Source organism: Nitratidesulfovibrio sp. D1, from assembly GCF_051133415.1.
Lineage (GTDB): Bacteria > Desulfobacterota > Desulfovibrionia > Desulfovibrionales > Desulfovibrionaceae > Cupidesulfovibrio.
This window is the reverse complement of the sequence record NZ_JBPGNZ010000002.1, coordinates 318,433-340,092: the sequence shown is the minus strand read 5'-3', so window position 1 is coordinate 340,092 and position 21,660 is coordinate 318,433. Positions and strand designations below refer to the sequence as shown.

The window sequence follows — 21,660 nt, the reverse complement described above, 5'->3', positions numbered from 1 at the left end:
AAGGTGAAACGGCCATGCGGGCTCCCGTAATCGGCGTGGTGCTGGCGGCCGGGGCATCGTCGCGCATGACCCCGGACTTCAAGCCGTTGCTGGACCTTGGCGGGGCCACGGTGCTGGCCCGCTGCGTGGAGATGTTCCGGCAGGCGGGCGTGGCCGACGTGCTGGTGGTCACCGGACATCGCGCGGACGAGGTGGCGGCCGAGGCCGCCCGGCTTGGCGCGGCCACGGTGCACAACCCGGCATGGCGCGAAGGGGGCATGTTCTCCTCGGTGCGTGCGGGGCTGGCAGCCGTGGCGCAACGTGGCGACGGGGCTGGCGGGACTGGCGGGACTAACGGAACTGGCAGGACTGACAGAGCTGGGGCCTTGCTGTTGCCGGTGGACGCCGCGCTGGTGCGGCCCCTGACCGTGCGGCTGCTGCTGGAACACGCGGCCCGGCGGCCTGGCCGGGTATTGCTGCCGGTGTTCGGCGGGCAGTGGGGGCATCCGCCGTTGCTGCCCGCATCGGTTTTTTCGATCATTCTGGGCGATGGCGGCGACGGCGGCCTGCGCGGCGCGCTGCATCGGCTGGGACCGGACGTACTGGAGGAGGTGGCCGTGCCCGACCGGTTCATCCTCCGCGACATGGATACGCCGGGGGACTACCGCGCGGCCTGCGCCGACTGGTCCACCCGAGACGTACCCACGCCGCAGGAGGCGCGCATCCTGCTGGCGGCGCGGGCCATCCCACCCGGCGGCGTCGCCCATGCCGAGGGCGTGGCCGCCGTGGCCGTGCATCTGGCCGACACCCTGAATGCTGCGCGGAATGGCGGCGTGGCTGGCGGAGCAGCCGCCACGAACGCGCTTCTGGACCGGAACCTGACCGAGGCCGCCGCCCTGCTGCACGACATCGCCAAGGGCCAGCCGCGCCACGAGGCCGCCGGGGGCGCGCTGCTGCGCGAACTGGGCTTTTCCGGCGTGGCGGATATCGTCGCCGCGCACCGGGACACCACGCTGCCGGACGGCCAGCCCCTGGCCGAACGGGAACTGGTCTACTTCGCGGACAAACTGGTGCGCTGCCACATGGTGGTGGACGTGGAAACCCGCTTCGGCGAGAAGCTGGCCCAATGGCGTCACGATGCCGAGGCCGCCGCCGCCATAGAGGGGCGGATGCGCCGGGCGCTGGCCCTGCGTGCGCGCATCGAGCGGGAGGTGGGCCAACCGCTGGCGGACATCCTGCATCCGCTGGCCGTGGGCATGCCCGCGTGGGAACCGTCGGCTGACGGGGTGGCAGCCGCCACCATGTGTCCCACGAATACGGCCCCGTCACACGCATGACCGCCATGCCGGATATCCTGCTGTTCCGCCACGCGGCCACGGACATGGGCGACGGCCCGCGCCGGTACATCGGGCGCACCGAAGTGCCGCTATCCGGCGAGGGCCGGGAACAGGCCGTTGCATGGCGGCCGCGTCTGGCCGGGCTGGCCGTGGCGCGGGCCTACGCCTCGCCGCTGGCGCGGGCGCTGGAGACGGCCCGGCTCATGCTGGGGCAGGATGACGGCACGGACGGCAAAGATGGCCGCTCCGGTTTGCCGGGCACTGCGGGCGCATCGGGCATTCCGGTCACCGTCCTGGCCGACCTCGCGGAAATGGACCTGGGGGAATGGGAAGGGCTGGCCCAGGCCCAGGTGCGGGAAACCCGGCCGGACGCCTACGCCCGGCGCGGCCGCGAACCCTGGACCTTTCGCCCGCCGGGTGGGGAATGCTGCGCCGACGTGGCCGCGCGCGGATTGCGGGCGCTGTCCGCCATGTGGCGGGACTGCGCGGGAGAGGAGGAAGGGGAAAGGGGATGCGCCACAGGGCGGCCGTGCCTCGCGGGCGGCGTCGCTGATCACGTCCACGCCCCCCTGGTGCTGGCCGTGAGCCATGCCGGACTGATCCGTTCCGTACTGTGCGCGCTGGGCCACATCGGCCGGAACGAACTGCTCACACTGCCGGTGCGCCACCTGCAATGCGTGCGCCTGCGCCGCCACGAAACGGGTTGGGGCGTGGTCTCGCCGGACTGGCAACCCTGAGGCCCCCATGGGCGGGGTGCGTTCCTGCGGCGCGCCGCCTTCCTATTCCATGTCTTCCACGGACAGGATTTCCCAACGCGAATTGTCCGCCGCCACGCGGAAGGTGGCAACGGCCCGCGCGCCGCACGAGCGGCAGATGAGCACCCGGCGGTGCTCGCCGTTCTTCTGGCCCGCCCACGAGGTATCCGGGGGGCCGAAGTGGCAGCGCGTACAGCGAAACATGGGAGCGACGTTTATCTTGTGCAGGGTAAGGGTGTCTGCTTCGAAGCTGGGCATGTGCAAACCTGTGCTGTTCGTTGGTCGTGTCGTCCGGGTGGCGCATGGTCCGTTACCCGTATCGGGCGGGTAGGGCGATGCCGTACGAACCGGCATGCCGCGCGCATGCTGAACCGGAGTGTCATGTGTGCTATCCCTTTTCCCTTTTTCGGTCAAGTATCAGAGAAATTTTCATCTGCAACTCCCCCGTGAAGTGGCGCCTCATTTTTTGCGGCATACCATGCAACAGCATGCGCGATGCCCTGCGGAACAGTAATGGAGGAATGCCATGTGCATCATGGAAGGGCGAAAACGGCAAGCGGTGAAACGCAGGCGCACGCGAAGCTGACTATGCGGTTGCACGCGGGGCACGTTCTGGTATGGTGCCGATGCCCCCGCAGCACGCCGGACGGCCGTTGCGCCGGGGCTGCCCCCCCTTCATGAACCGTGATGCCCGCGAGCCCACATGTCATCGTCCTCCTCCATTTCTTCGTCCGGTTCCGGCGAGTCCTCGGTTTCCGGCGGCGTCGTGCCGGGTGGAACCGCACAGTCCGATCTCGGCAGGCTGTCCATCGACAAGACCGGCTGGCAGTCGCCCCGGCGTTCTCCCCGGCGGCGTTGGCTCTGGCTGCTGGCCGTGGTGGCGGTGTTCTGCGCCGTGGTGGCCGCATGGCTGCTGTTCCCGGCGGAGCGCGAGGTGCGCCTTGCCGTGGTGGCCCGGACGTATCCCACCCAGTCCATGACTACGCTGGTTTCCAGCGGCTACGTCACCGCGCAGCGCAAGGCGTCGGTGGCGTCCAAGATCACCTCGCGCCTGGAATGGCTGGGGGTGGAGGAAGGCAGCCGGGTGACCGCCGGGCAGGTGCTGGCCCGGCTGGAAAGCGACGACGCCCGTGCCGTCCTGGATCGCGCGCTGGCCAACGAGCGCGCCGCGCGGGCCGACATCGACCGCGCCGCCGCTGAACTGACGGACGCCAACCGCAACCACGCCCGTATGCGCAGGCTGCTGGCGGAAAACGTGATCTCCCGTGCCGATCTGGACACCGCCGAAACCCGCGCCCTCACGGCCGATGCCTCGGCCCGCGCCGCCCGCGACGGGCTGGCCGCCGCCACCGCCGCCCGGCGCGAGGCGGAGACGCAACTGGAATACACCTTCATCCGCGCGCCGTTCGATGCCGTGGTGCTGACCAAGAACGCCGACGTGGGCGACATCATCACCCCGCTGGGCGCGGCGGCCAACGCCAAGGCCAGCGTGGTGACCATCGCCGACATGGGCTCGCTGCTGGTGGAAACGGACGTCGGCGAATCCAGCGTGGGCCGGGTGAAGCCCGGCGCGCCCTGCGAAATCGCCCTGGACGCCCTGCCGGACGAGCGCTTTCCCGGCCGGGTGCACATCATCGTGCCCACGGCCGACCGCAGCAAGGCCTCGGTCATGGTCAAGGTGGCCTTCGACGCGCTGGACCCGCGCGTGCTGCCGGAAATGAGCGCCCGCGTGGCCTTTCTGGACCGCGTGCCTTCCGAGGATGAACGCCGCGCCCGTCCGGCCGTGCCCGCCACCGCCGTGCGCGGAGAGGGCGAGGCCCGCGCCGTGTTCGTGGTGCGCGAGGGCAGGGCGCAACGTACCCCCGTGCGCACCGGCATGGCCCTTGGCGATGCCGTGGAACTGCTGTCCGGCCCGGCCGAGGGCGAACGGGTGGTGGCCGACCCGCCCGCCGACCTGGCCGACGGCGACCGCGTGCGGATGCAGCCATGAGCGGCGCGCAGGATTCCGCCGCTTCTCCCCGTCCCGCCCCGCCCCGCACGGCCAGCCCGCCCATCCGGCTCGACGGGGTGTCCAAGGCCTACCGGCGCGGCGCGCAGGTGGTGCCGGTGCTGACCAGCGTGAACATGGCCGTGGCCCCCGGCGAATTCCTGGCGCTCATGGGGCCGTCCGGCTCCGGCAAGTCCACGCTGCTCAACCTCATCGCGGGCATCGACCGGGTGGACGCCGGGTCCATCTTCGTGGGCGGCACGGACATCACCACCCTGGACGACGCGGACCTGGCCCGCTGGCGCAGCCGCAGCGTGGGATTCATCTTCCAGTTCTACAACCTCATCCCGGTGCTGAACGCGCAGGAGAACGTGGAACTGCCGCTGCTGCTCACGCCCCTGTCCGGGCGCGAACGGCGCGACCGGGCGCGCACCGCGCTGGACATGGTGGGCCTGTCCGACCGCCTGGACCACTACCCCGGCCAGCTTTCCGGCGGGCAGCAGCAGCGCACCGCCATCGCCCGCGCCCTGGTGGCCGACCCGGACATCCTGGTGGCCGACGAGCCCACCGGCGACCTGGACCGCGTGTCCGCCGGGGAAATCCTGGACCTCATGGACGGGCTGAACCGCACCATGGGCAAGACCATCATCATGGTCACCCACGACCCGCGCGCGGCGGAACGGGCGGGCCGCCTGCTGCTGCTGGAAAAGGGCGAACTGGCCGATGCTCACGCTTAGGTTCGTGCTGCGCAACCTGGCCCGGCACCCGCTGCGCAACGCGCTGACGGTGCTGGGCATCGCCGTTTCCATCATGGCCTTCGGCCTGTTGCGCACCACGGTGGAGGCCTGGTACGTGGGGGTTTCCGCCTCGGCCGCCAACCGGCTGGTCACCCGCAACGCCATCTCGCTGGTGTTTCCGCTGCCCATGGCCTACGCGGGCAAGATCCGCGCCGTGGAAGGGGTGACCCACCTTTCGTGGGGCAACTGGTTCGGCGCGTACTACGTGGACGAGAAGAACCTTTTCGCCAACTTCACCGTGGACGTGCGCAGCTACCTGGACCTGTACCCGGAATACGTCATCCCCGACGACCAGAAGGCCGCCCTGCTGCGCGACCGCAAGGGCATGGCCGTGGGCGACAGGCTGGCCCGGCGCTTTGGCTGGAAATTGGGCGACACCGTGCCCCTCAAGGGCACCATCTACCCCGGCGACTGGAGCGTGACGGTGCGGGCCATCTACACCGGGCGCTACCCCAACACCGACGAGACGCAGGCCTTCTTCCACTGGGACTACGTCAACGAGCGCATGAAGACCGAAAATCCCGGCCGCGCCGACCACGTGGGCTTCTACCTGGTGGGCGTGGACCGGCCCGAGAACGCCGCCCGCGTGGCCAACGACGTGGACGCGCGGTTCCGCAATTCGCTGGCCGAAACCCTGACCGAGACGGAACAGGCCTTCCAGATGGGGTTCATCTCCATGACCGAGGCCATCATCGTGGCCATCCGGCTGGTGTCGGGCATCGTCATCGTGATCATCATGGCGGTGGCGGCCAACACCATGGCCATGTCCGCGCGCGAGCGCATGGGCGAATTCGCCACCCTGAAGGCGCTGGGCTTCGGCGGGGGGTACGTGGCCCTGCTGGTGACGGGGGAGGCGCTGGCCCTGTCGCTGCTGGGCGGGGCGGCCGGGTGCGCGCTGTCGGTGCCGGCCACGCGGGTCATCGCCCACGTGCTGGGCGACTACTTTCCGGTGTTCCTGCTGTCCGGCGAAACGCTGGCCCTGCAAGGCGCGGCGGCGGCCGTGGTGGGGCTTGTGGCGGGTGCCGCGCCCGCGTTGCGGGCACGGCGGGTGCGCATCGCCGACGTGCTGGGACGATAGGATACCGCCGCTGCGGTCGTCTTGCCGCCCGCCTCTCCCGTCCCCTCGCCATCCTCCCCGGGCAGCCGACGCTGCCCGGGGAGGTGCGGGCTTCCCGCAGCGTGTACCCGGCGTGCCCGTTACAGGTTTTTCGTGAAGAACCCGGCCAGCTTGCCGAAGGGAATCAGGTTCACCCGGTCGTACAGGTCAACGTGTCCGGCGCCGGGAACATAGTACAGTTCTTTCGGCTCGGCGGCGCGCTGGTACGCGTCTTCGCTGAACTCCCTGGAATGCGCCTGGTCGCCCGTGATGAACAGCAGCGGGCGCGGTGAAATGATTTCGATGTCATTGAACGGATAGAAGTTCATGAACTTGGTGTTGCTGCTGAGCGTGGGGTGGGTGGCGGTTTCCTTTGAAGATCCCGCGGGAATGAACTCGCCTCTCGGCGTCCGGTAGAACTCGTAGAACTCGATTTCGATGGGGTGCGAGTTTTCGTTGATTTCATGCACCGTTCCGCTTGTGTACCTGGTTACGCCGCCTTCGAACTCCACGTAGCGCTGCTCGGCCGCTTCCGCGATGATTCGCTTTCTCTGTTCGAGGCTCTGGGATTTGTTCAGGGCATTCCGGTTGGCCTGCCCCATGTCGTACATGCTGACGGTCGCAATGGCTTTCAGGCGCGGGTCGATCTTGGCGGCGCTGATGGCAAAGCTGCCGCTGCCGCAGATGCCGATGACGCCAATCCTGTTCCTGTTCACGAAGGGGCGCGTACCAAGATAGTCCACCGCGGCGCTGAACGCCTCGCTGTACATGTCCGGCGAGACGACATTGCGTGGTTTACCCGAGCTTTCGCCCCAGAACGGCAGGTCGATGGACAGGGTGACGAACCCCTGTTCCGCCATCTTGATGGCATACAGGTTGGCGGACTGTTCCTTTACCGCACCCATGGGATGCCCCACGATGATGGCCGGGTGCCGCTGGCCCTGATCCATGCCTTTGGGCAGGTAAAGATTGCCCGCCACGGTCATGTCGTACTGGTTCGGAAAGGCCACCTTTTGCGTGGTCACGGCTTGGCTTTGGTAGAAATTGTCAGCGTCCGCGGGCCTGGTCCGGGCTGATGCCGATGTGCTCATGGTCACTGCTCCCAGTAGTGCGGTTATGATGGCGATAAGCGCGAGTCGTTGCATGTTGGTGCTCCTTGCTCGGGTGGCGTTGTGCCGGAAGTGGCCTTGATGAGCCGGATGAACCGTGCGGGAACGCCGCCGACAACCGTATCCGGCGCGACGCTTCTGGACACCACCGCCCCGGCGGCCACGATGGCGTTGTCCCCGATGGTCACGCCGGGCAGAATGGTGGCGTGTGCACCGATCCAGACGTTCCTGCCGATGACGATGGGCGCGGGGTGGATGTGGCCGCGCTCTTCCGGCAGAAAACCATGGTTTATGGTTGCGAAGACGACCATGTGGCCGATGAAGGCGCCATCGCCGATGGTGATGCCGCCCTGGTCCTGAAACCGGCAGCCCGAATTGATGAACACGTTTTTGCCGATGGTCAGGTTTTTTCCGAAATCGCTGTAGAGCGGGGGAAACACTGTCAATGATGCATCCACCTGCTTTCCGGTCAATGTCGAAACGAACCGCCGTATTTCTTCCGGCGTATGATAGGAGCCGTTCAACTCGGCCGTGATGCGCATGGCTTCATTGCTGTACGTCACCATGCAGGCATGCGCGTCTGTTCCTGCCTCGACGGGCAGCCCCTTTTCGAGATGTCGCAATAGTTGCCCAAGTTCCATGTCGCCCGTCCCTGTTGTCCGTCCATGTCGCGCCCCGGTCCTGTCCTGTGAACCGGATATAAGGTTCGCCTTCGCCCATGGGAAATACTTATATCAAATAGCTTGACATGCCTTGAAGGCATGAAAGATCCTGCCGGAAACGGAGGACGCCACATGGAGTTGCGCGTATTACGCTATTTTCTGGCTGTGGCCCGTGAGCGGAGCATTTCCGGGGCTGCCCAACTCCTGCATATTTCGCAGCCCACGCTTTCCCGCCAGATCATGGAACTGGAGGAAGAGTTGGGCGTTACGCTGTTCCACAGGGGGAACAGGCGGATTACCCTTACCGATGAGGGTATGTTGTTGCGTAACCGAGCGGAACAGATTGTGGAATTGGTGCAGAAAACCAAAGGGGAGGTTGCCGCTGCCGATGAAGCCGTCAGCGGGACGGTCTATATCGCGGCGGGGGAGACGCACGCATTCAGGATGTTGGCGGCATCGACAAGGAATCTGGTAGGGCAGTATCCGGGCATCCGCGTGCATCTTTTCAGCGGCAACGCGGAAGATGTGATGGAACGGCTGGACAAGGGGCTGGCGGACTTCGGCCTGCTGATCGAACCCGCCGACGTGACCCGGTACGAGTATTTCCGGCTGCCAGCCGTGGACAGGTGGGGCGTGCTCATGCGCAAGGACAGTCCGCTGGCCGCTCTCGACGCCGTGCAGCCGGAAGACCTCTGGAAGGTGCCGCTTATCGTTTCACGGCAGGCCATGGAAGGGGGGCAGTTGTCGAGCTGGCTGAAAATCCGGCGCGAAAAGCTGGATATCGTCGCCTCGTACAACCTGTTGTTCAATGCGTCACTGTTGGTGGAAGCCGGTATCGGATACGCGCTGTGCCTGGATAACATCATTGCCGCGACCGACGAGAGCGAGCTTTGTTTCCGTCCGCTTCTTCCCCCGCTTGTGTCGCATGTGGATCTTGTATGGAAGAAACAGCAGGTGTTTTCCAGGGCTTCGGAACTGCTGCTGGAAAAGCTGAGAGAGGAACATTGAGTCTTCAGCCTGTTTGGCGAATGTCCATCTTCCGATTACGAAATACGACACAGAGTATCCCAAAGGAAACGGCATGGCCTCGCTCTTCTCGTACAGCCTGCGCAACATGCTGGCGCGCCGCCTGACCACGGCCCTTACCGTGGGGGGCATGGCGCTGGTGGTGTTCGTGTTCGCGGCCATGCTCATGCTGTCCGAGGGGTTGCGCGCCACGCTGGTGCTCACCGGTTCGCCGGACAACGTGGTGGTGCTGCGGCAGGGGGCCAAGTCCGAAATGGAAAGCTCGGTGGAGCGCGACCAGGCCCCGCTGGTGGAAAGCCTGCCCCAGGTGGCCCGCGCCGCCGACGGCGGCCCGCTGGCCGCGCGCGAACTGGTGGTGCTGATCACCCTGAACAAGCGCGGCACCACCAAGCCGTCCAACGTGGTCATCCGGGGCATCGGCCCCCACTCGCCGGAACTTCGTTCGCAAGTCCGGCTGAAGGAAGGGCGCATGCCGCGCTTCGGCACGTCCGAGATCATCGCCGGGGAAAGCATCGCCCGGCGGTTCAGCGGTACGGGCATCGGCGAAAGCCTGCGCTTCGGCCTGCGCGACTGGACCGTGGTGGGCATCTTCGAGGCCGGGGCCACCGGCTTCAGTTCCGAGGTGTGGGGCGACGCGGACCAGTTGATGGCCGCGTTCCGCCGCTCGTCCTATTCCGTGGTGGTGGCGCGCATGAACGAGCGGGACGGGTCCGAGGGACGGGGCGGACTCGCGGGCCTGCGCGCGGGCCTTGCGGCGGACCCGCGCCTGCAACTGGAGGGCAAGCGCGAAACCCGCTTCTACGAGGAACAGTCGGAAATGATGGCCAAGTTCCTGGGGGTGCTGGGCACCATGCTGCCCGCCATCTTTTCGCTGGGGGCCATCATCGGGGCCATGATCACCATGCACGCCGCCGTGGCCAACCGGGTGCGCGAGATAGGCACCCTGCGGGCCATCGGGTTCCAGCGGCGGGACATCCTGCGGGCGTTCCTGATGGAATCGCTGCTGCTGGGCGGCAGCGGAGGGGCCATCGGGCTCTTGCTGGCGTCCACCCTGCAATTGGTGACCGTCTCTACCATGAATTTCCAGACCTTCTCGGAACTGGCGTTCAGCTTCAGCCTCAGTCCGCGCATCGCCGTGTGGTCGCTGCTGTTCGGCACGGGCATGGGCTGCCTTGGGGGCATCCTGCCCGCCATCAAGGCTTCGCGGCTGGTCATAGTGGACGCGCTGCGCGCGGCCTGATTCCCTTTGGGAAGCGGCATATCGCACCCTATTTTGGTAGGAATTATGTCCGCAGTAAAATAAACACCAAGTTATTTCAGTATATTGTAAAATAGGAGAATGCGGCATCCCGGCCCGGTCGAACAGGACTGGCGGCGAGGGGCTTGCACGCGGAATACGAGCGCCGGAATGGGGAATTCCGGCGCTCGTGTTTTTAATACCATGATATTATGGCATATATTTTTTCATGGAAATTTTGGAAGAGCCGTTGACAATATCCCACCATGCAGGTAGGAAATAACCCATACCAGCACGGTAGGAATTAACGGAACACGCGGACTGCCACCCGCGCCTCCGTGCCGGTGACTGAAGGTAGACGCTGGATCACCCCGGATGCGCGCGGAACCATGCCCCCGCGCCACCCGGATACCGGAACAAGGCGATGAGGTTTCCCAAGCTGGCCCGGCGGTGCTGCCGCCGCGGTCCCCGCAGCCGGATGGCGCTGGCGGCGGGGGCCACCCGGAAGCACCGGGGCAGGATTTCCCAACCTTTCAGTACACAGGGGCAAGCCAATGCAAGTTCAGGAGATGTTCGCGATGGCTGAGGCGGGCGACGCAAGCGCCCAGTTCAATCTTGGCATGTTGTACTACGAAGGCAACGGCGTGGCGCAGGACTTCGGCAAGGCCGCCCAGTGGCTGGGCCGCGCCGCGCAGGCCGAACATCACGAGGCCCTCAATTTCTACGGCGTGCTGCACGCCACCGGCAAGGGCGTGGCGCAGGACTTCGGCAAGGCGCTGGAACTGTTCCGCAAGGCCGACAAGTGCGGCTACAACTGCGAACCGGTGTATGACGACCTGCCCACCGACTTCCGCGACAAGCAGTACGGCATGGAACTGGTGGCCGCCAAGCGCGACTTCGTGCGCAAGGCGCGCCTGCTGGCCGCCGAGGCCCGCTGCAACGTGGGGCTTGCCTACCACGGCGAAGCCACCGACGCCACCTCGCGCAAGGTCGCGCGCGAACTGTTCCTGAGCGCGGCCACCTTGGGCAACGGCAAGGCCATGCACCTGCTCGGCACCATGTGTCGTGACGGCGCGGGCGTACCCGCCAGCGAAGTGCGCGCGTACATGTGGTTCGACCTGGCCGTTACGGCGGGCTTCGCCAAGGCCGGAGAGGCCCGCCGCGAACTCATCGACAGGATGAAGGACAAGGACGTGACGCGGGCCGAAAAGCTCGCGGCGCGCTGGCTGCGTTGTTTCCCGCTGCCGGAGGGTGCGGCCCAGTAACCGGCGGCAGGCGGAGCGGCGGCGGGGACGGCAACCCCCGCGCCTGCCGTGCCGCCGGGCTCAGGCCGCGCGCGGCGGTTTCCTCCTTCTTGCGCCGCACCAGTGGCCGATGCACGTGACGCACGGGGCTCCCTGCCGAAAGGCACGGAGCCCCGCAGCATTTGGCGCGTCCGTGACCGGCGTGGAGCCTGCGCGGGCTCCGCGCGGGCCATGCAAATCCTACGTTGCAGGTATGAATTTGACTAATTTAGTCCGAATTGCGCAGGTGAACCGGTATCGAGGTGCAGCGGAGTCATCGATTCGGTGAAGAGGGCGAGCCGGAGGAGGATGGCTCACCTGCGCAGGTAGGGGCAGGCAGGGGCGGGCAGGGACAGGCAGGGCCTGGGTGGGGCACGGCGGACGCCGGCCCGTCATGTCGTGGTTGCGGCGCGGTTACGCCTGGGCGGGAACGGCCCTGCGGATGGTGTCCAGCAGGACGGCGGGGACCACCGGCTTCTGGTGGGTGGGCACGCGACGCGCCAGGCGGGCCGGGCGGGGACCCACGCCGCTCACCACCACCACGGGGGTTTCGCGCAGGGCGGGGCTGCGGCGCAGCCGGGCGTAGAACACCGTGCCACCGGGGCTCGGCAGGTCCATTTCCAGGGTGATCAGGTCGGGACGGAAGCTGGCGGCGGCCTCGAGCGCCTCGGGCGTGGAGGCGGCGGTGCGCACGGCATGTCCTTCCGCCGTCAGCAGCCCGGCAAGGCGTTCGCGCTCGGCGGGGTCGTTGTCGACCACGAGCACGCGGCGGTGGGTGGCACTCATGTTGGTCGCGGACATTGACATCTCCTTCACAAGATGGGGGTAAAAAGGACCCGCCGTGCCGGGCGGCGACGGCGGGTCCGTTCGATGCGGCTAGTCGTTCTTTGCGGCGGGAGCGTGGGCGGCGCAGCCGCAGGCGCAGCAGCCGTCGCCCTTCAGCGAGCCGAGGGCCTTCAGCACTTCCATGGCCACGCCAAGACCTTCCTTGGCTTCCCTGGAACCGAGAGCCCCGACCATGCCGAACATGCCCACGGGCTTGGCCTGCGACAGGTCCAGCTTGGCCAGCATGTCCACCGCGCGGGCCAGGAAGGCCTGCACGTTGGGATCGGCCAGCTTTTGCAGCAGTACGGTCATGAAGGCGAGGGCGTCGCCCATCTTCTCGATGCCTTCGGGGGTGTTGGCGTCCAGCACCTTGCCGCCCGCGCCCTTCAGGGCGGTCAGCTTGGCGAACACGCCGTCCTGCTCCCACTTGCCCAGCCCCTCGATGATGTGGGGCCAGGTGGGGGCCACCGCCGGGTGCATGGTGCGCCACAGGTCGATGAGGTTTTCCAGCTGGTCGAGGCAGTAGTTCAGGTTCGGCACGCCGCGCAGGCCACGGCGCAGCAGTTCGAAGATGTCGTCCAGATGGACCCTGCCGTGCACGTCCTGCAACTCTTCCACCATCAGGCGGAAGGCGTGGTTGCCGATGGGCGTCACTTCCTCGATGAAGTATTTGGTGCCCATCGCGCGCTCGTGCAGGAAGGCGATCCGCTCTTCCATGGCCTCGAGGCGCTGGAGAATGAGTTCTTCGTTGGTCATTTGCGCCTCCGGCTTACTTCTTCCGCATCAGGGAAGTGTCCTTGCCGTGCAGGTACATGTTCGGCTCGAACGGCAACTCGTGACCCTTCAGCATCAGGCTGTAGTACACCCACTTGAACATCAGCTTGCCCCAGTAGTTGATGTAGCTTTCGCCCAGCAGTTCGCAGGGGCCCACGCCGGGGAAGGGGAACATGCCGGGCAGCGGTTCCACGTCGTAGCTGAAGTCGATGAGCGAAGCCTTTTCGTAGCCGGTCACGATGAAGCAGGTGGAGTGACCGTCGAAGTGGTGGTAGTGTTCGCTGCCGTCGATGTCGGACATCAGGTTTTCGGCGATGATGTCGGCCTCGTAGTGGGCCACCGAACCGGCCTTGGAGGTCGGCACGTTGGTGGTGTCGCCGATGACGTACATGTTGGGGTACTTCTTGGACTTCAGGGTGCCCTTGTCGGTGTCCATGAAGCCCATGGGGTCGGCGATGTCCGAATCGATCAGGAACTGCTGGCCCATGTTCGGGGGAATGGTGACCAGCAGGTCGTAGTTGATCTCGTCGCCGGTGACGGAGGCGATGGTCTTGTTGCCCGCGTCAACGCTGTCCACCACGAAGTTGGGCGTGACCTTGATGTTCTTCTTGTCGCACAGTTCGCCCAGGATCTTGGCGGCCACCGGCTTGGTGAACGCGCCGGTCAGCGGGGTGACCAGTTCGATTTCGATGTTGTCGCGCACGCCCATCTTGGTGAAGTACCAGTCGGCCAGGTACACGAATTCCAGCGGCGCGACCGGGCACTTGATGGGGGTTTCGCAGATGTGGTGGACCAGGCGGCCCTTCTTGAAGTTCTTGATCTTGGGCAGCAGGGCGGCGGCGCCGTCGGGGGTGTAGAAGTCGTGGATGCTGCCGCGCCAGTCGTCCAGCAGACCTTCCACCTCGTCGGGGGCGATGCGGCAGCCGGTGGCGATGACCACCCAGTCGTAGCTGTACTTGCCGCCTTCACAGGTGACCACCTTCGCTTCCGGATCCACGTTGGTGATGGTATCCTTCACGAAGTTCACGCCACGGGGAATGAAGTCCTTCTTGGCCTTCTCGCAACCCTTGGGGGTGTCGATGCCGAAGGGTATGAACAGCCAGCCGGGCTGGTAATGGTGGGTGAGGTCGCGGTCGATGACCGTGATCTCCCATTCACGCTCGCTGAGCTTTTTCCTCATTTTGGTGGCGAGCATGGTGCCGCCGGCACCTGCCCCAAGAATGAGCAGTTTCTTCATGCCAGGTTTCTCCTTCACTTATTGGCTTTGGTGAGAGCAGATTCGTGTATTGCAGCCCCGCAGGGCACGGGGCGTTCTGCCGTATCGCGGCGTGTTCAGCGGCTTGTTGCCGTTCAGCTTGGGCGAGGGCGCCGGGCGGGCGTCCTTGTCCCCTTCGGCCATGTGGGCGCAGTCGTCGGGGCGTTCGGCGCCGTGCATGATGTCGGTAAGGGTGAACTGGTCCAGGGTTTCTTCCAGGGCCTTGGCGGCGCTGGTCCAGGCGGCCTTGCAGCGGCAGGGGGCGTCGTCGCAGTCGGCGCCCACGCAGCAGTTGGGAGGCTGCACGCCGCCCTCGACCACGCGCAGCACGTCGCCCAGGGTCACGTCGTCGGGGTTCATGGTCAGCACGTGGCCACCGGCGGCCCCGCGAACGCTGCGGACCATGCCCGCCGTGCGCAACTGCCGGATGATCTTTTCGATGAACTTGACGGAAATGCCGGTGTGCTCGGCCAGTTCGGAGGCGGAAAGGGGCCCGTCCTGCGGGCCGTGCAGGGCAAGGTTGACCAGCAGCCGGGATGCGTAATGCACCGTGGAGGAAATTCTCATGCCGTTCTCCAGTGCCTGTGCGGGGGGGCGAAGGCTGCGCGCCGGGGCGCGGTGGGGCTGTTGACCGGGTAATTCCGGTATGTGCCGTATGTATATTGATGCAATTTTGTTTCTGTTAATCTGAATCTTTTAGAATCAGATTAATTTCGTATGAATTAAACCCATCCGAATTTAGGTGTCAAGCACCCCTCAAAAAAAGGGGTATTTTTCAACAGATTGAATTCGTGCGGTTATTTTGGGGTTGTGAAAAAATTCTTGCTGCGCCCGCCTTCGTTACGGCCGTGCATGACTGGCGGCGGCATCCGCCGGGCGCGCTGACGGCGTGCATGGTGCCACGGGCGGGCCGGGTGACGAGAGGCGGGAGTGGGCTTTTCGGGCGAACGGACGACGCCCTGGCGGGCCGGACGGTATCCGGAGTGATGCGATGCACACTTTTGTAAGAGTGGTTGTTCTGTGCGGCGTCGAGAGTAGCACTTCATGTTGCGTAAACCGATTGTTTTTATTTACCCATTTTCTCGGCATGTCCGGTTAATGATTACTAACATCTTGCCGTTCCAGTCGATTTTCCGGATGTGCAGTGAAAACGAATTTTTTTAATTCCTATTGACAAGGGAGGATATTTTCTGTAAGAAGTTTCCCATAGTTATGTAATAGCTCACTCTTTTTCATCGTGCCGTGTGGCGCGGTGTCGAGTGACGGGCGCGGGACCCATACAATGAAGCTTGCAGCAAAGACACGATACGCGGCGCGCATCCTTCTTGCTCTGGCCATGCACGGCGAAGAGGCTCCCATGACCACCACGGCGCTGTCCCAGCACACCGGCGTGACGGTCCAGTTCATCGAGCAGATCCTCAAGACCCTGAAACGGGGCGGGCTGACGCGCAGTTCGCGCGGGGCCTCGGGGGGCCACATGCTGGCGCGCACGCCGGAGGAGATTACCCTGGGCGAGATCGTGCGCCTGATGGAAGGGGGCATCCAGCTCACCGTCTGCTGTTCCGGCGACGCCAACGTATGCGCCCGGCGGGCCTCGTGCCTGACCCGGTCGGCCTGGGTGCGTGCGTCGCAGGCGCTGGAACGCTCGCTGGAGGAAACCACGCTGGCCACCCTCATGGAGGGCGAACAGCCGTTGTCCCCCCACGACGAAGCGGTCTGTCGCCCGGCGGACGGTGACGGCGCCTCCGCAAGGCGCTCCTCGGTCCGCCGGCCGGCCCGTCCGGTGAGCCCCGCAGAACTGTACTGACCCGCTACCGGGCCGCCCTGCATCGCCAGGCGGCCCTTTTGCCGTCCGGCCCCCTCCCGCGCCGTTGTTCGCCGGGCGGGATGCGGCCGCCCCGGCCGATGTGCCTGCCCCGCTGGCCTGCGGGCGTGCACAAGCCCCGCCCCACGAGTCCCGTCGCACAAGTCCTGATCCAGCCGCCGGTCTGTCCGGCGGCTTCGTTTTGGCGGGCCGTACCGTACGCACCATGGCCCATGCGGCCGCACTCCTCCTCGCGCGCAGTTCCGGTCCGGGCCTGCGCCCGCCGTGCATCATGTTCTATCCCGGCGTGCTTCTTGCAAGATTCCGGAGCGGCGCGGGCCGCCGCAGGCACAATCTGCCGGACGGCGGAAGTCGCCCGGCGGCCGCAAGGCCGGAAAATTTGCATGAATACAGCGCATTGCATACGCATTTCAAAGGACGCCATACGGTTTGCCGCCCCCCGTGAAATGCGGTACGGGTGAGGCCCGGCGCGCCACGGCGCGGGCCGGTTCAATTTCTCGACAGGGCAAGGGGTTTCCGGATGCTCAAGAATTGCAGTCTGTTCATGAAGCTCAGCCTGGGGTTCGGCTCGCTGCTGCTCATCGTGGCGGCGGTGGTCACCTTCTCGTGGCAACAGCAACAGCAGTTGCTGCGCAAGTCCGAGGTCACGGGCAACGCGCAGGCGCTGGTGGCGGGCATGGAGCATTCGCGCGTGGAAATCCTGTACTACCTGCTCAGCCAGGGCCGGGATCACGTGCGCGCCTTCGAATCGCAGCACGGCAGGGATGCCGAGGGCATCGCCATGCTGCGCGAACGCCTTGCCGCGGAGGGCGTGCGCGGGGGCGGCCTGGATGTGCTGGGCCCCATGCACGCCGACTACCGCCGCAAGTTCCTGGAACTGGACGGCGTGCTCACCCACCGCGACCAGACCATCAAGAACGCCGTGCAGGCCGCCAACGCCCTGCAGGAAGGGGTGGAACGGCTGCATGCCGCGCGCCTGAGCATGATCGTGCAGGCCAACCCCGCCCTTGCGCCCCGGCGTGACGAACTGCAAACCCTGGTGACGCTGGAGACGGAATTCCTGCAATCGCGCGTGGACGTGCTCTATTATCTGTGGCGGGGCGATGCCGATGCCCTGTCCCGCGCCCGCATGCGCCTGGACAAGGCCATCACCGCCGCGTCCGGGCTTTCGGTCAGCGAAGGATCCGGCGAAAGCTGGAAGCTGGCGTCGTCGGTGCTGGCCAGCGCGCGCGCCTACCGCGAGCAGGTGGAGCAACTGGTCAAGGACGAAAACGAGCGTGAGAGCCGCCTGACGGGCATGGCCAGCGTGGCCGAGGGCGTGCGCAATACCGTCATCGCGGTGAAGGACGCCCAGCAGGACCGCATGGAGGACGAGGTGCGCCGCTCGTCCGTGATCTCGCTGGGCGTGGCGGGCGGGGCGCTGGTGCTGGGGCTGGTGTTCGCCGTCCTCATCGGCAAGTCGGTGCGCGGGGGCATTGCCCGCGCGGCCGCCGTGGCCGAAGCCGTGGCCCAGGGCGAGACCTCGCTGGAGGTCCGGGCCGAAGGCACCGACGAAGTGGGCAGGCTGTTGCAGGCCATGCAGGAGATGCTCGAGGCCGAGCGCCGCGTGGTGGACACGGCCCGCGAACTGGCGCGGGGCAATGTGGACATTGAGGTGGCCATGCGCGGCCCGCGCGACGAACTGATGCGCGCCCTGGGAGAGATGGTGTCCGTCGAGCGTTCCATCGCGCGCAGTGCGTCCACCCTGGCCACCGGCGACCTGCGCGTGTCGCTGGACCCGCGCGGCGACAACGACCGGCTGCTGACCTCGCTGGGCAACATGGTGCGCCGCCTGTCCGACGTGGTGCGCGACGTGCAGGTGGGCGCGGAGAACGTGGCGGCAGGCAGCGAGGAATTGAGCGCCACGGCGGAGGCGCTTTCGCAGGGGGCCACCGAGCAGGCGGCCTCTGTGGAGCAGTGTTCCGCCTCCATGGAAGAGATGGTGGCGCGCATCGCCCAGAACGCCGAGAACGCCCGCACCACCGAAGCCATCGCGGTGCGCGCGGCCGACGACGCCCGCGAGTCGGGCGCGGCGGTGGGGGCCACGCTGAAGGCCATGCGCGAGATAGCCAGCAAGATTTCCATCATCGAGGAAATAGCCCGGCAGACCGACCTGCTGGCCCTGAACGCCGCCATCGAGGCGGCCCGCGCGGGCGAGCAGGGGCGCGGATTCGCCGTGGTGGCGTCGGAAGTGCGCAAGCTGGCCGAACGCAGCCAGGCCGCGGCCGCCGAAATCACCCGCCTCTCGGGCGCCAGTCTGGAGGTGTCCGAGCGGGCCGGAGAACTGCTGGGCAAGCTGGTGCCGGACATCGAGCGCACTTCCGAACTGGTGCAGGAGATTGCCGCCGCCAGCATCGAGCAGCGCGAGGGCGCAAGCCAGGTCAACGAAGCCCTGCACATGCTCGACCAGGTCATCCAGCAGAACGCGGCGGCCTCCGAAGAGGTGGCCTCCACGTCCGAGGAGTTGTCGGCCCAGGCGGCCCATCTGCAACGCACGGTGTCGTTTTTCCGGCTGACGGCGGACATGGCCCCCAAGGCCCAGCGCGCGCCGGGGCCGCTGCCTGCCGCCATGCCCGCGCTGGGGGAGGGCGACCCGCGCAAGGTGCGTATCGACCTCACGGATGATGCCGACGACCAGGATTTCGAACGTTTCTGATGCCTCCGGCTGGGCGGCCCCGGAATCCGGAGCCGGCCCCGCCGCCTCAGACCGGGTCACACCGTGACCCGCCGCGCAACCGGAACCACGACGTGCAGCAGGGCAACAACGGACAGACGCCGCAGGGGGATGCGGACGGCAGGGGCGCGGCGGGCACGCCTCGGGCTCCCGCCGTGCCGCGTGGCGGGGCGCGCCCGCCGCTCCAGGCGGGACCGGCTCCTTTTGCCCCCACCCGCAGGCTGCTGGCCCTCACCCTGGGGGACGAGCGGTTCGCCCTCGACATCGGCGTGGTGCGCGAGGTGTTGGACTTCGGCGACCTGACGCGCATCCCCCGCATGCCGGCATACGTGCGCGGGGTGGTGAACCTGCGCGGCGCGGCGGTGCCGGTGGTGGACCTGCGCACCCGCCTCGGCATGGGCAGCGTGGCGCGCACGGTGCATTCGCGCATCGTCATCGTGGAGGCGCCCGCATTGCCCGAGGCGGGCGGCGGCATCACCCTGACGGGCGCCCTGGCCGACGCCGTGCGCGAGGTCATCGAAATCGACGCCGCCGCCGTGGAACCCCCGCCGCGCATGGGCACCCCCGTGCCCGCCGAAGTGCTGGCCGGGATATTCCGCCACGATGGACGGCACGTGCTGCTGCTGGATGCCGACCGCCTGTTCGACGACGAGGAGCCCGCCGGTTCCCCGGTTTCGCCCGCTGCCGATGGCCGTCCCCATTCCCGTGCGGCGCGCGTCCCAGATATGCCAGACGCGCCTGACACGCCTGACGCGCCGGACACCTGGAACAGGGCCGCCCACGGCGGAGGAGGCGGCGCATGAACCCCGGCGGCACCGCGCGGCGCGTGTTCACCGAGGAAGCGCGCGACCTGCTCATCGACCTTGAGGAAGCCCTGCTGGAACTGGAGTCGCACCCCGGAGACGCCGCGCTCATGGCGCGGGTGTTCCGGGCGTTGCACACCCTGAAGGGCACCGGGGCCATGTTCGGCTTCGAGGCCGTGGCCCGGTTCACCCACGTGGTGGAAGACCTGTTCGACAGCGTGCGCAAGGCGGGCATGCCGGCCACGTCCGAACTGCTGGCCCTGGGGCTGGACGCCAAGGACCACTTGCAGGACCTGCTGGAACTTGGGGCTGCCAGTGCATCGGCGGAGGGCGGGCCCGAGAGCGCCGCCGCCGTGGCCGCGCGCGAGCGCGAACTGCTGGACCGCATCGGCGGGCTGGCTGCGCGGTGTACGCCCCCGGCGGCGGAGCCCGCCGGGGAGGAAGCCCCCCACGACGCCGCCGACATGGCCTTGTCCCCGCCCGGCGGCGCGGGCGAACCGCCCGCCCTGTCCGGCATCCCCCCGGGCAGCCCGTTCGAGCCCCGGGTGTACTGGCTGCGCTACGCCCCCTCCGCCGACGCGCTGCGCCGGGGACTGGACCCCTCCCGATTGCTGGACGGGCTGCGCGGGCTTGGGGCGCTGCATCTCTGGCCCCACTGCGAAACCGTGCCCGGCCTGGACGGGCTGGACGCCGAAGCGGTGCATCTGCGCTGGGACGCCGTGCTGGTCACCGAGCACCCGGTGGCCATGGTGCGCGAGCCGTTCGCCACGCTGATGGACGAGGCCGGGCTGGAGGTGGTGGCGCTGGGCGAGGAGCGGTTGCTGCCCCCGCCGGAACTTTTGTGCCGCATCGCGGCACAGGGGGGCGTTGCCGATGCCGCCGGGCTGCTGACCGCCGCCGGATTCCCGCACGCTTCCCTGCCCCGGTCCACGCCCATGTCGCCGTCCGCCTCCGCGCCGCGCCCGGCGCCGGAATGCACTCCCCCGCCGGGGGACGACGCCGCCCCGGCGGGCACCCTGCGCCCCGGCGGCGACGAAGGCCCCACCACCAGCCTGCGCGTGGACAGCGCCAAGGTGGACCGCCTGCTGGACAACGTGGGCGAACTGGTCATCCTGCAGGCGCGCCTTTCGCGCATCGCCACCGACCACGACGACCCGCGCCTGCGCGAACTGGCCGAAGGGCTGGAACGGCTTACCGAATCGCTGCGCGACAGCACCATGTCGGTGCGCATGGTGCCGCTGGACGCGACCTTCCACGCCTTCCGGCGGCTGGTGCGCGACCTGGCGGCGCGTCTCGGCAAGGAGGTGCGCTTCGTGGCCGAGGGCGGCGAGACGGAACTGGACAAGACCGTCATCGACCACCTGCGCGACCCCCTGCTGCACTTGGTGCGCAACGCCATGGACCACGGGGTGGAGCCCGCAGGGGTGCGCCTGGCGGCGGGCAAGCCCGCCGAGGCGGTGCTGCGCCTGTCCGCCGCCCATGCCGGGGGCGAGGTGTTGATCACCGTGTCCGACGACGGCGCGGGCATCGACCTGGACAGGCTGCGCGCCGTGGGCGTGGCGCGCGGCCTGCTTGCTCCCGACGCCGAACCCGGCGAGGCGGAACTGCTGCAACTGCTCTTCCTGCCCGGCTTCAGCACGGCCAGCGGCGTGTCCGACCTGTCCGGGCGCGGGGTGGGGCTGGACGTGGTCAGCACGGCCCTGGGCGCGCTGCGCGGCAGCGTGGACGTGGTCACCCGGCGGGGCGGCGGCACGGCCTGGCGGCTGCGCATCCCCCTGACCCTGGCCATCATCGACGGCCTGCGCGTGCGCGTGGGCGACGAGGCGTTCATCCTGCCCCTGACCCAGGTGGAGGCGTGCCTGGAACGCTTCGTGGACGGCGAGGCCGCCACGCTCGGCCTCATCGAGTACCGCGAACGGCTGGTGCCGTGCCTCAGCCTGCGCCGCTTCCTGGACGTGCCGGGCGAACAGCCCGCCTACGAGCGGGTGATCATCGCCAATGTGGACGGCCAGCCCGTGGGCTTTGCCGTGGACGGCGTGGCCGGGCTGGAGCAGGCGGTCATCAAGCGCCTGGGCGGGCCGTGCCGCCGCGCCGCATGGATCGCCGGGTCCAGCGTGGACGCCGAGGGCGGCATATCGCTGATCCTCGACGCCGCCCAGCTGGTGCGCGTGGCGCAAGGCATGCAGGAGCGCTGACC

General features: G+C 67.5%; 19 protein-coding genes. 12 read left to right on the top strand and 7 right to left on the bottom strand.

Features of this window, described 5'->3' with window-relative positions:
- The first annotated feature begins 14 nt into the window (after window positions 1-14).
- Both ACR4XJ_RS04660 and ACR4XJ_RS04655 read left to right on the top strand, forming a co-directional pair.
- Window positions 15-1,316: a DVU_1551 family NTP transferase gene (locus ACR4XJ_RS04660; RefSeq protein WP_434754104.1), complete on the top strand. Its 1,302-nt coding sequence runs from the start codon at window positions 15-17 to the stop codon at window positions 1,314-1,316.
- Window positions 1,313-2,053: a histidine phosphatase family protein gene (locus ACR4XJ_RS04655; RefSeq protein ID WP_434754103.1), complete on the top strand. Its 741-nt coding sequence runs from the start codon at window positions 1,313-1,315 to the stop codon at window positions 2,051-2,053. Before ACR4XJ_RS04660 ends, ACR4XJ_RS04655 begins: the two co-directional genes overlap by 4 nt.
- Before the next feature lie 42 nt (window positions 2,054-2,095).
- On the opposite strand, the gene ACR4XJ_RS04650 is transcribed toward ACR4XJ_RS04655, so the two are convergent.
- Complete coding sequence (locus tag ACR4XJ_RS04650; RefSeq protein WP_434754102.1) at window positions 2,096-2,329, bottom strand: hypothetical protein; 234 nt, start codon at window positions 2,327-2,329, stop codon at window positions 2,096-2,098.
- Between the two features lie 445 nt (window positions 2,330-2,774).
- Here ACR4XJ_RS04650 and ACR4XJ_RS04645 point away from each other — a divergent pair, with 445 nt between their 5' ends.
- Genes ACR4XJ_RS04645 through ACR4XJ_RS04635 form a run of 3 tightly spaced genes read left to right on the top strand, consistent with a single transcriptional unit; the run spans window position 2,775 to window position 5,933 of the window.
- Entirely contained in the window at window positions 2,775-4,061 is a 1,287-nt protein-coding gene (locus tag ACR4XJ_RS04645; RefSeq protein WP_434754101.1) for an efflux RND transporter periplasmic adaptor subunit, read from the top strand.
- Window positions 4,058-4,795 (top strand): ABC transporter ATP-binding protein, encoded by a 738-nt coding sequence (locus ACR4XJ_RS04640; RefSeq protein WP_434754100.1) that lies wholly within the window; start codon window positions 4,058-4,060, stop codon window positions 4,793-4,795. Before ACR4XJ_RS04645 ends, ACR4XJ_RS04640 begins: the two co-directional genes overlap by 4 nt.
- Window positions 4,782-5,933: an ABC transporter permease gene (locus tag ACR4XJ_RS04635; RefSeq protein ID WP_434754099.1), complete on the top strand. Its 1,152-nt coding sequence runs from the start codon at window positions 4,782-4,784 to the stop codon at window positions 5,931-5,933. Before ACR4XJ_RS04640 ends, ACR4XJ_RS04635 begins: the two co-directional genes overlap by 14 nt.
- A 119-nt stretch (window positions 5,934-6,052) precedes the next feature.
- On the opposite strand, the gene ACR4XJ_RS04630 is transcribed toward ACR4XJ_RS04635, so the two are convergent.
- Window positions 6,053-7,042 (bottom strand): alpha/beta hydrolase, encoded by a 990-nt coding sequence (locus ACR4XJ_RS04630; RefSeq protein WP_434754316.1) that lies wholly within the window; start codon window positions 7,040-7,042, stop codon window positions 6,053-6,055.
- Window positions 7,043-7,065: 23 nt separating this feature from the next.
- The gene (locus tag ACR4XJ_RS04625; RefSeq protein WP_434754098.1) at window positions 7,066-7,701 is read right to left on the bottom strand and encodes a DapH/DapD/GlmU-related protein; all 636 of its coding nucleotides are present in this window, start codon (window positions 7,699-7,701) and stop codon (window positions 7,066-7,068) included.
- Window positions 7,702-7,854: 153 nt separating this feature from the next.
- Between ACR4XJ_RS04625 and ACR4XJ_RS04620 the strand changes: the two genes are divergently transcribed.
- From ACR4XJ_RS04620 to ACR4XJ_RS04610, 3 genes are all read left to right on the top strand, one after another.
- Window positions 7,855-8,730 carry a LysR family transcriptional regulator gene (locus ACR4XJ_RS04620; RefSeq protein ID WP_434754097.1) on the top strand — a complete coding sequence of 292 codons (876 nt, stop codon included), beginning with the start codon at window positions 7,855-7,857 and terminating at the stop codon, window positions 8,728-8,730.
- Window positions 8,731-8,803: 73 nt separating this feature from the next.
- Entirely contained in the window at window positions 8,804-9,988 is a 1,185-nt protein-coding gene (locus tag ACR4XJ_RS04615) for an ABC transporter permease (protein ID WP_434754096.1), read from the top strand.
- Window positions 9,989-10,563: 575 nt separating this feature from the next.
- A complete protein-coding gene (locus ACR4XJ_RS04610; protein WP_434754095.1) occupies window positions 10,564-11,250 on the top strand; it encodes a tetratricopeptide repeat protein in 687 nt (228 codons plus the stop codon).
- Between the two features lie 432 nt (window positions 11,251-11,682).
- On the opposite strand, the gene ACR4XJ_RS04605 is transcribed toward ACR4XJ_RS04610, so the two are convergent.
- The 4 genes from ACR4XJ_RS04605 to ACR4XJ_RS04590 all read right to left on the bottom strand — a co-directional run bounded on the left by ACR4XJ_RS04605 (window position 11,683) and on the right by ACR4XJ_RS04590 (window position 14,689).
- Window positions 11,683-12,069: a response regulator gene (locus ACR4XJ_RS04605; protein WP_434754094.1), complete on the bottom strand. Its 387-nt coding sequence runs from the start codon at window positions 12,067-12,069 to the stop codon at window positions 11,683-11,685.
- 75 nt (window positions 12,070-12,144) lie between these two features.
- Window positions 12,145-12,849 (bottom strand): DUF1641 domain-containing protein, encoded by a 705-nt coding sequence (locus ACR4XJ_RS04600; protein WP_434754093.1) that lies wholly within the window; start codon window positions 12,847-12,849, stop codon window positions 12,145-12,147.
- A 13-nt stretch (window positions 12,850-12,862) separates the two neighbouring features.
- Entirely contained in the window at window positions 12,863-14,104 is a 1,242-nt protein-coding gene (sqr, locus tag ACR4XJ_RS04595; RefSeq protein ID WP_434754092.1) for a type III sulfide quinone reductase, selenoprotein subtype, read from the bottom strand.
- Window positions 14,105-14,122: 18 nt separating this feature from the next.
- A complete protein-coding gene (locus tag ACR4XJ_RS04590; RefSeq protein WP_333505301.1) occupies window positions 14,123-14,689 on the bottom strand; it encodes an RrF2 family transcriptional regulator in 567 nt (188 codons plus the stop codon).
- Window positions 14,690-15,404: 715 nt separating this feature from the next.
- Between ACR4XJ_RS04590 and ACR4XJ_RS04585 the strand changes: the two genes are divergently transcribed.
- The 4 genes from ACR4XJ_RS04585 (at window position 15,405) to ACR4XJ_RS04570 (ending at window position 21,658) form a co-directional block, all read left to right on the top strand.
- Entirely contained in the window at window positions 15,405-15,929 is a 525-nt protein-coding gene (locus ACR4XJ_RS04585) for an RrF2 family transcriptional regulator (RefSeq protein WP_434754091.1), read from the top strand.
- Window positions 15,930-16,467: 538 nt separating this feature from the next.
- A complete protein-coding gene (locus ACR4XJ_RS04580; RefSeq protein ID WP_434754090.1) occupies window positions 16,468-18,642 on the top strand; it encodes a methyl-accepting chemotaxis protein in 2,175 nt (724 codons plus the stop codon).
- A gap of 92 nt (window positions 18,643-18,734) precedes the next feature.
- The gene (locus ACR4XJ_RS04575; protein ID WP_434754089.1) at window positions 18,735-19,463 is read left to right on the top strand and encodes a chemotaxis protein CheW; all 729 of its coding nucleotides are present in this window, start codon (window positions 18,735-18,737) and stop codon (window positions 19,461-19,463) included.
- Complete coding sequence (locus ACR4XJ_RS04570) at window positions 19,460-21,658, top strand: chemotaxis protein CheA (RefSeq protein ID WP_434754088.1); 2,199 nt, start codon at window positions 19,460-19,462, stop codon at window positions 21,656-21,658. The genes ACR4XJ_RS04575 and ACR4XJ_RS04570 overlap by 4 nt, the downstream gene beginning before the upstream one ends.
- Window positions 21,659-21,660: the final 2 nt, after the last annotated feature.

Excerpts from the sequence above, each read along its gene's own strand:
- ACR4XJ_RS04660 (WP_434754104.1), top strand. The coding sequence starts at position 15 with ATGCGGGCTCCCGTAATCGGCGTGGTGCTGGCGGCCGGGGCATCGTCG.
- ACR4XJ_RS04655 (WP_434754103.1), top strand. The coding sequence starts at position 1,313 with ATGACCGCCATGCCGGATATCCTGCTGTTCCGCCACGCGGCCACGGAC.
- ACR4XJ_RS04650 (WP_434754102.1), bottom strand. The coding sequence starts at position 2,329 with ATGCCCAGCTTCGAAGCAGACACCCTTACCCTGCACAAGATAAACGTC.
- ACR4XJ_RS04645 (WP_434754101.1), top strand. The coding sequence starts at position 2,775 with ATGTCATCGTCCTCCTCCATTTCTTCGTCCGGTTCCGGCGAGTCCTCG.
- ACR4XJ_RS04640 (WP_434754100.1), top strand. The coding sequence starts at position 4,058 with ATGAGCGGCGCGCAGGATTCCGCCGCTTCTCCCCGTCCCGCCCCGCCC.
- ACR4XJ_RS04635 (WP_434754099.1), top strand. The coding sequence starts at position 4,782 with ATGCTCACGCTTAGGTTCGTGCTGCGCAACCTGGCCCGGCACCCGCTG.
- ACR4XJ_RS04630 (WP_434754316.1), bottom strand. The coding sequence starts at position 7,042 with ATGAGCACATCGGCATCAGCCCGGACCAGGCCCGCGGACGCTGACAAT.
- ACR4XJ_RS04625 (WP_434754098.1), bottom strand. The coding sequence starts at position 7,701 with ATGGAACTTGGGCAACTATTGCGACATCTCGAAAAGGGGCTGCCCGTC.
- ACR4XJ_RS04620 (WP_434754097.1), top strand. The coding sequence starts at position 7,855 with ATGGAGTTGCGCGTATTACGCTATTTTCTGGCTGTGGCCCGTGAGCGG.
- ACR4XJ_RS04615 (WP_434754096.1), top strand. The coding sequence starts at position 8,804 with ATGGCCTCGCTCTTCTCGTACAGCCTGCGCAACATGCTGGCGCGCCGC.
- ACR4XJ_RS04610 (WP_434754095.1), top strand. The coding sequence starts at position 10,564 with ATGGCTGAGGCGGGCGACGCAAGCGCCCAGTTCAATCTTGGCATGTTG.
- ACR4XJ_RS04605 (WP_434754094.1), bottom strand. The coding sequence starts at position 12,069 with ATGTCCGCGACCAACATGAGTGCCACCCACCGCCGCGTGCTCGTGGTC.
- ACR4XJ_RS04600 (WP_434754093.1), bottom strand. The coding sequence starts at position 12,849 with ATGACCAACGAAGAACTCATTCTCCAGCGCCTCGAGGCCATGGAAGAG.
- sqr (WP_434754092.1), bottom strand. The coding sequence starts at position 14,104 with ATGAAGAAACTGCTCATTCTTGGGGCAGGTGCCGGCGGCACCATGCTC.
- ACR4XJ_RS04590 (WP_333505301.1), bottom strand. The coding sequence starts at position 14,689 with ATGAGAATTTCCTCCACGGTGCATTACGCATCCCGGCTGCTGGTCAAC.
- ACR4XJ_RS04585 (WP_434754091.1), top strand. The coding sequence starts at position 15,405 with ATGAAGCTTGCAGCAAAGACACGATACGCGGCGCGCATCCTTCTTGCT.
- ACR4XJ_RS04580 (WP_434754090.1), top strand. The coding sequence starts at position 16,468 with ATGCTCAAGAATTGCAGTCTGTTCATGAAGCTCAGCCTGGGGTTCGGC.
- ACR4XJ_RS04570 (WP_434754088.1), top strand. The coding sequence starts at position 19,460 with ATGAACCCCGGCGGCACCGCGCGGCGCGTGTTCACCGAGGAAGCGCGC.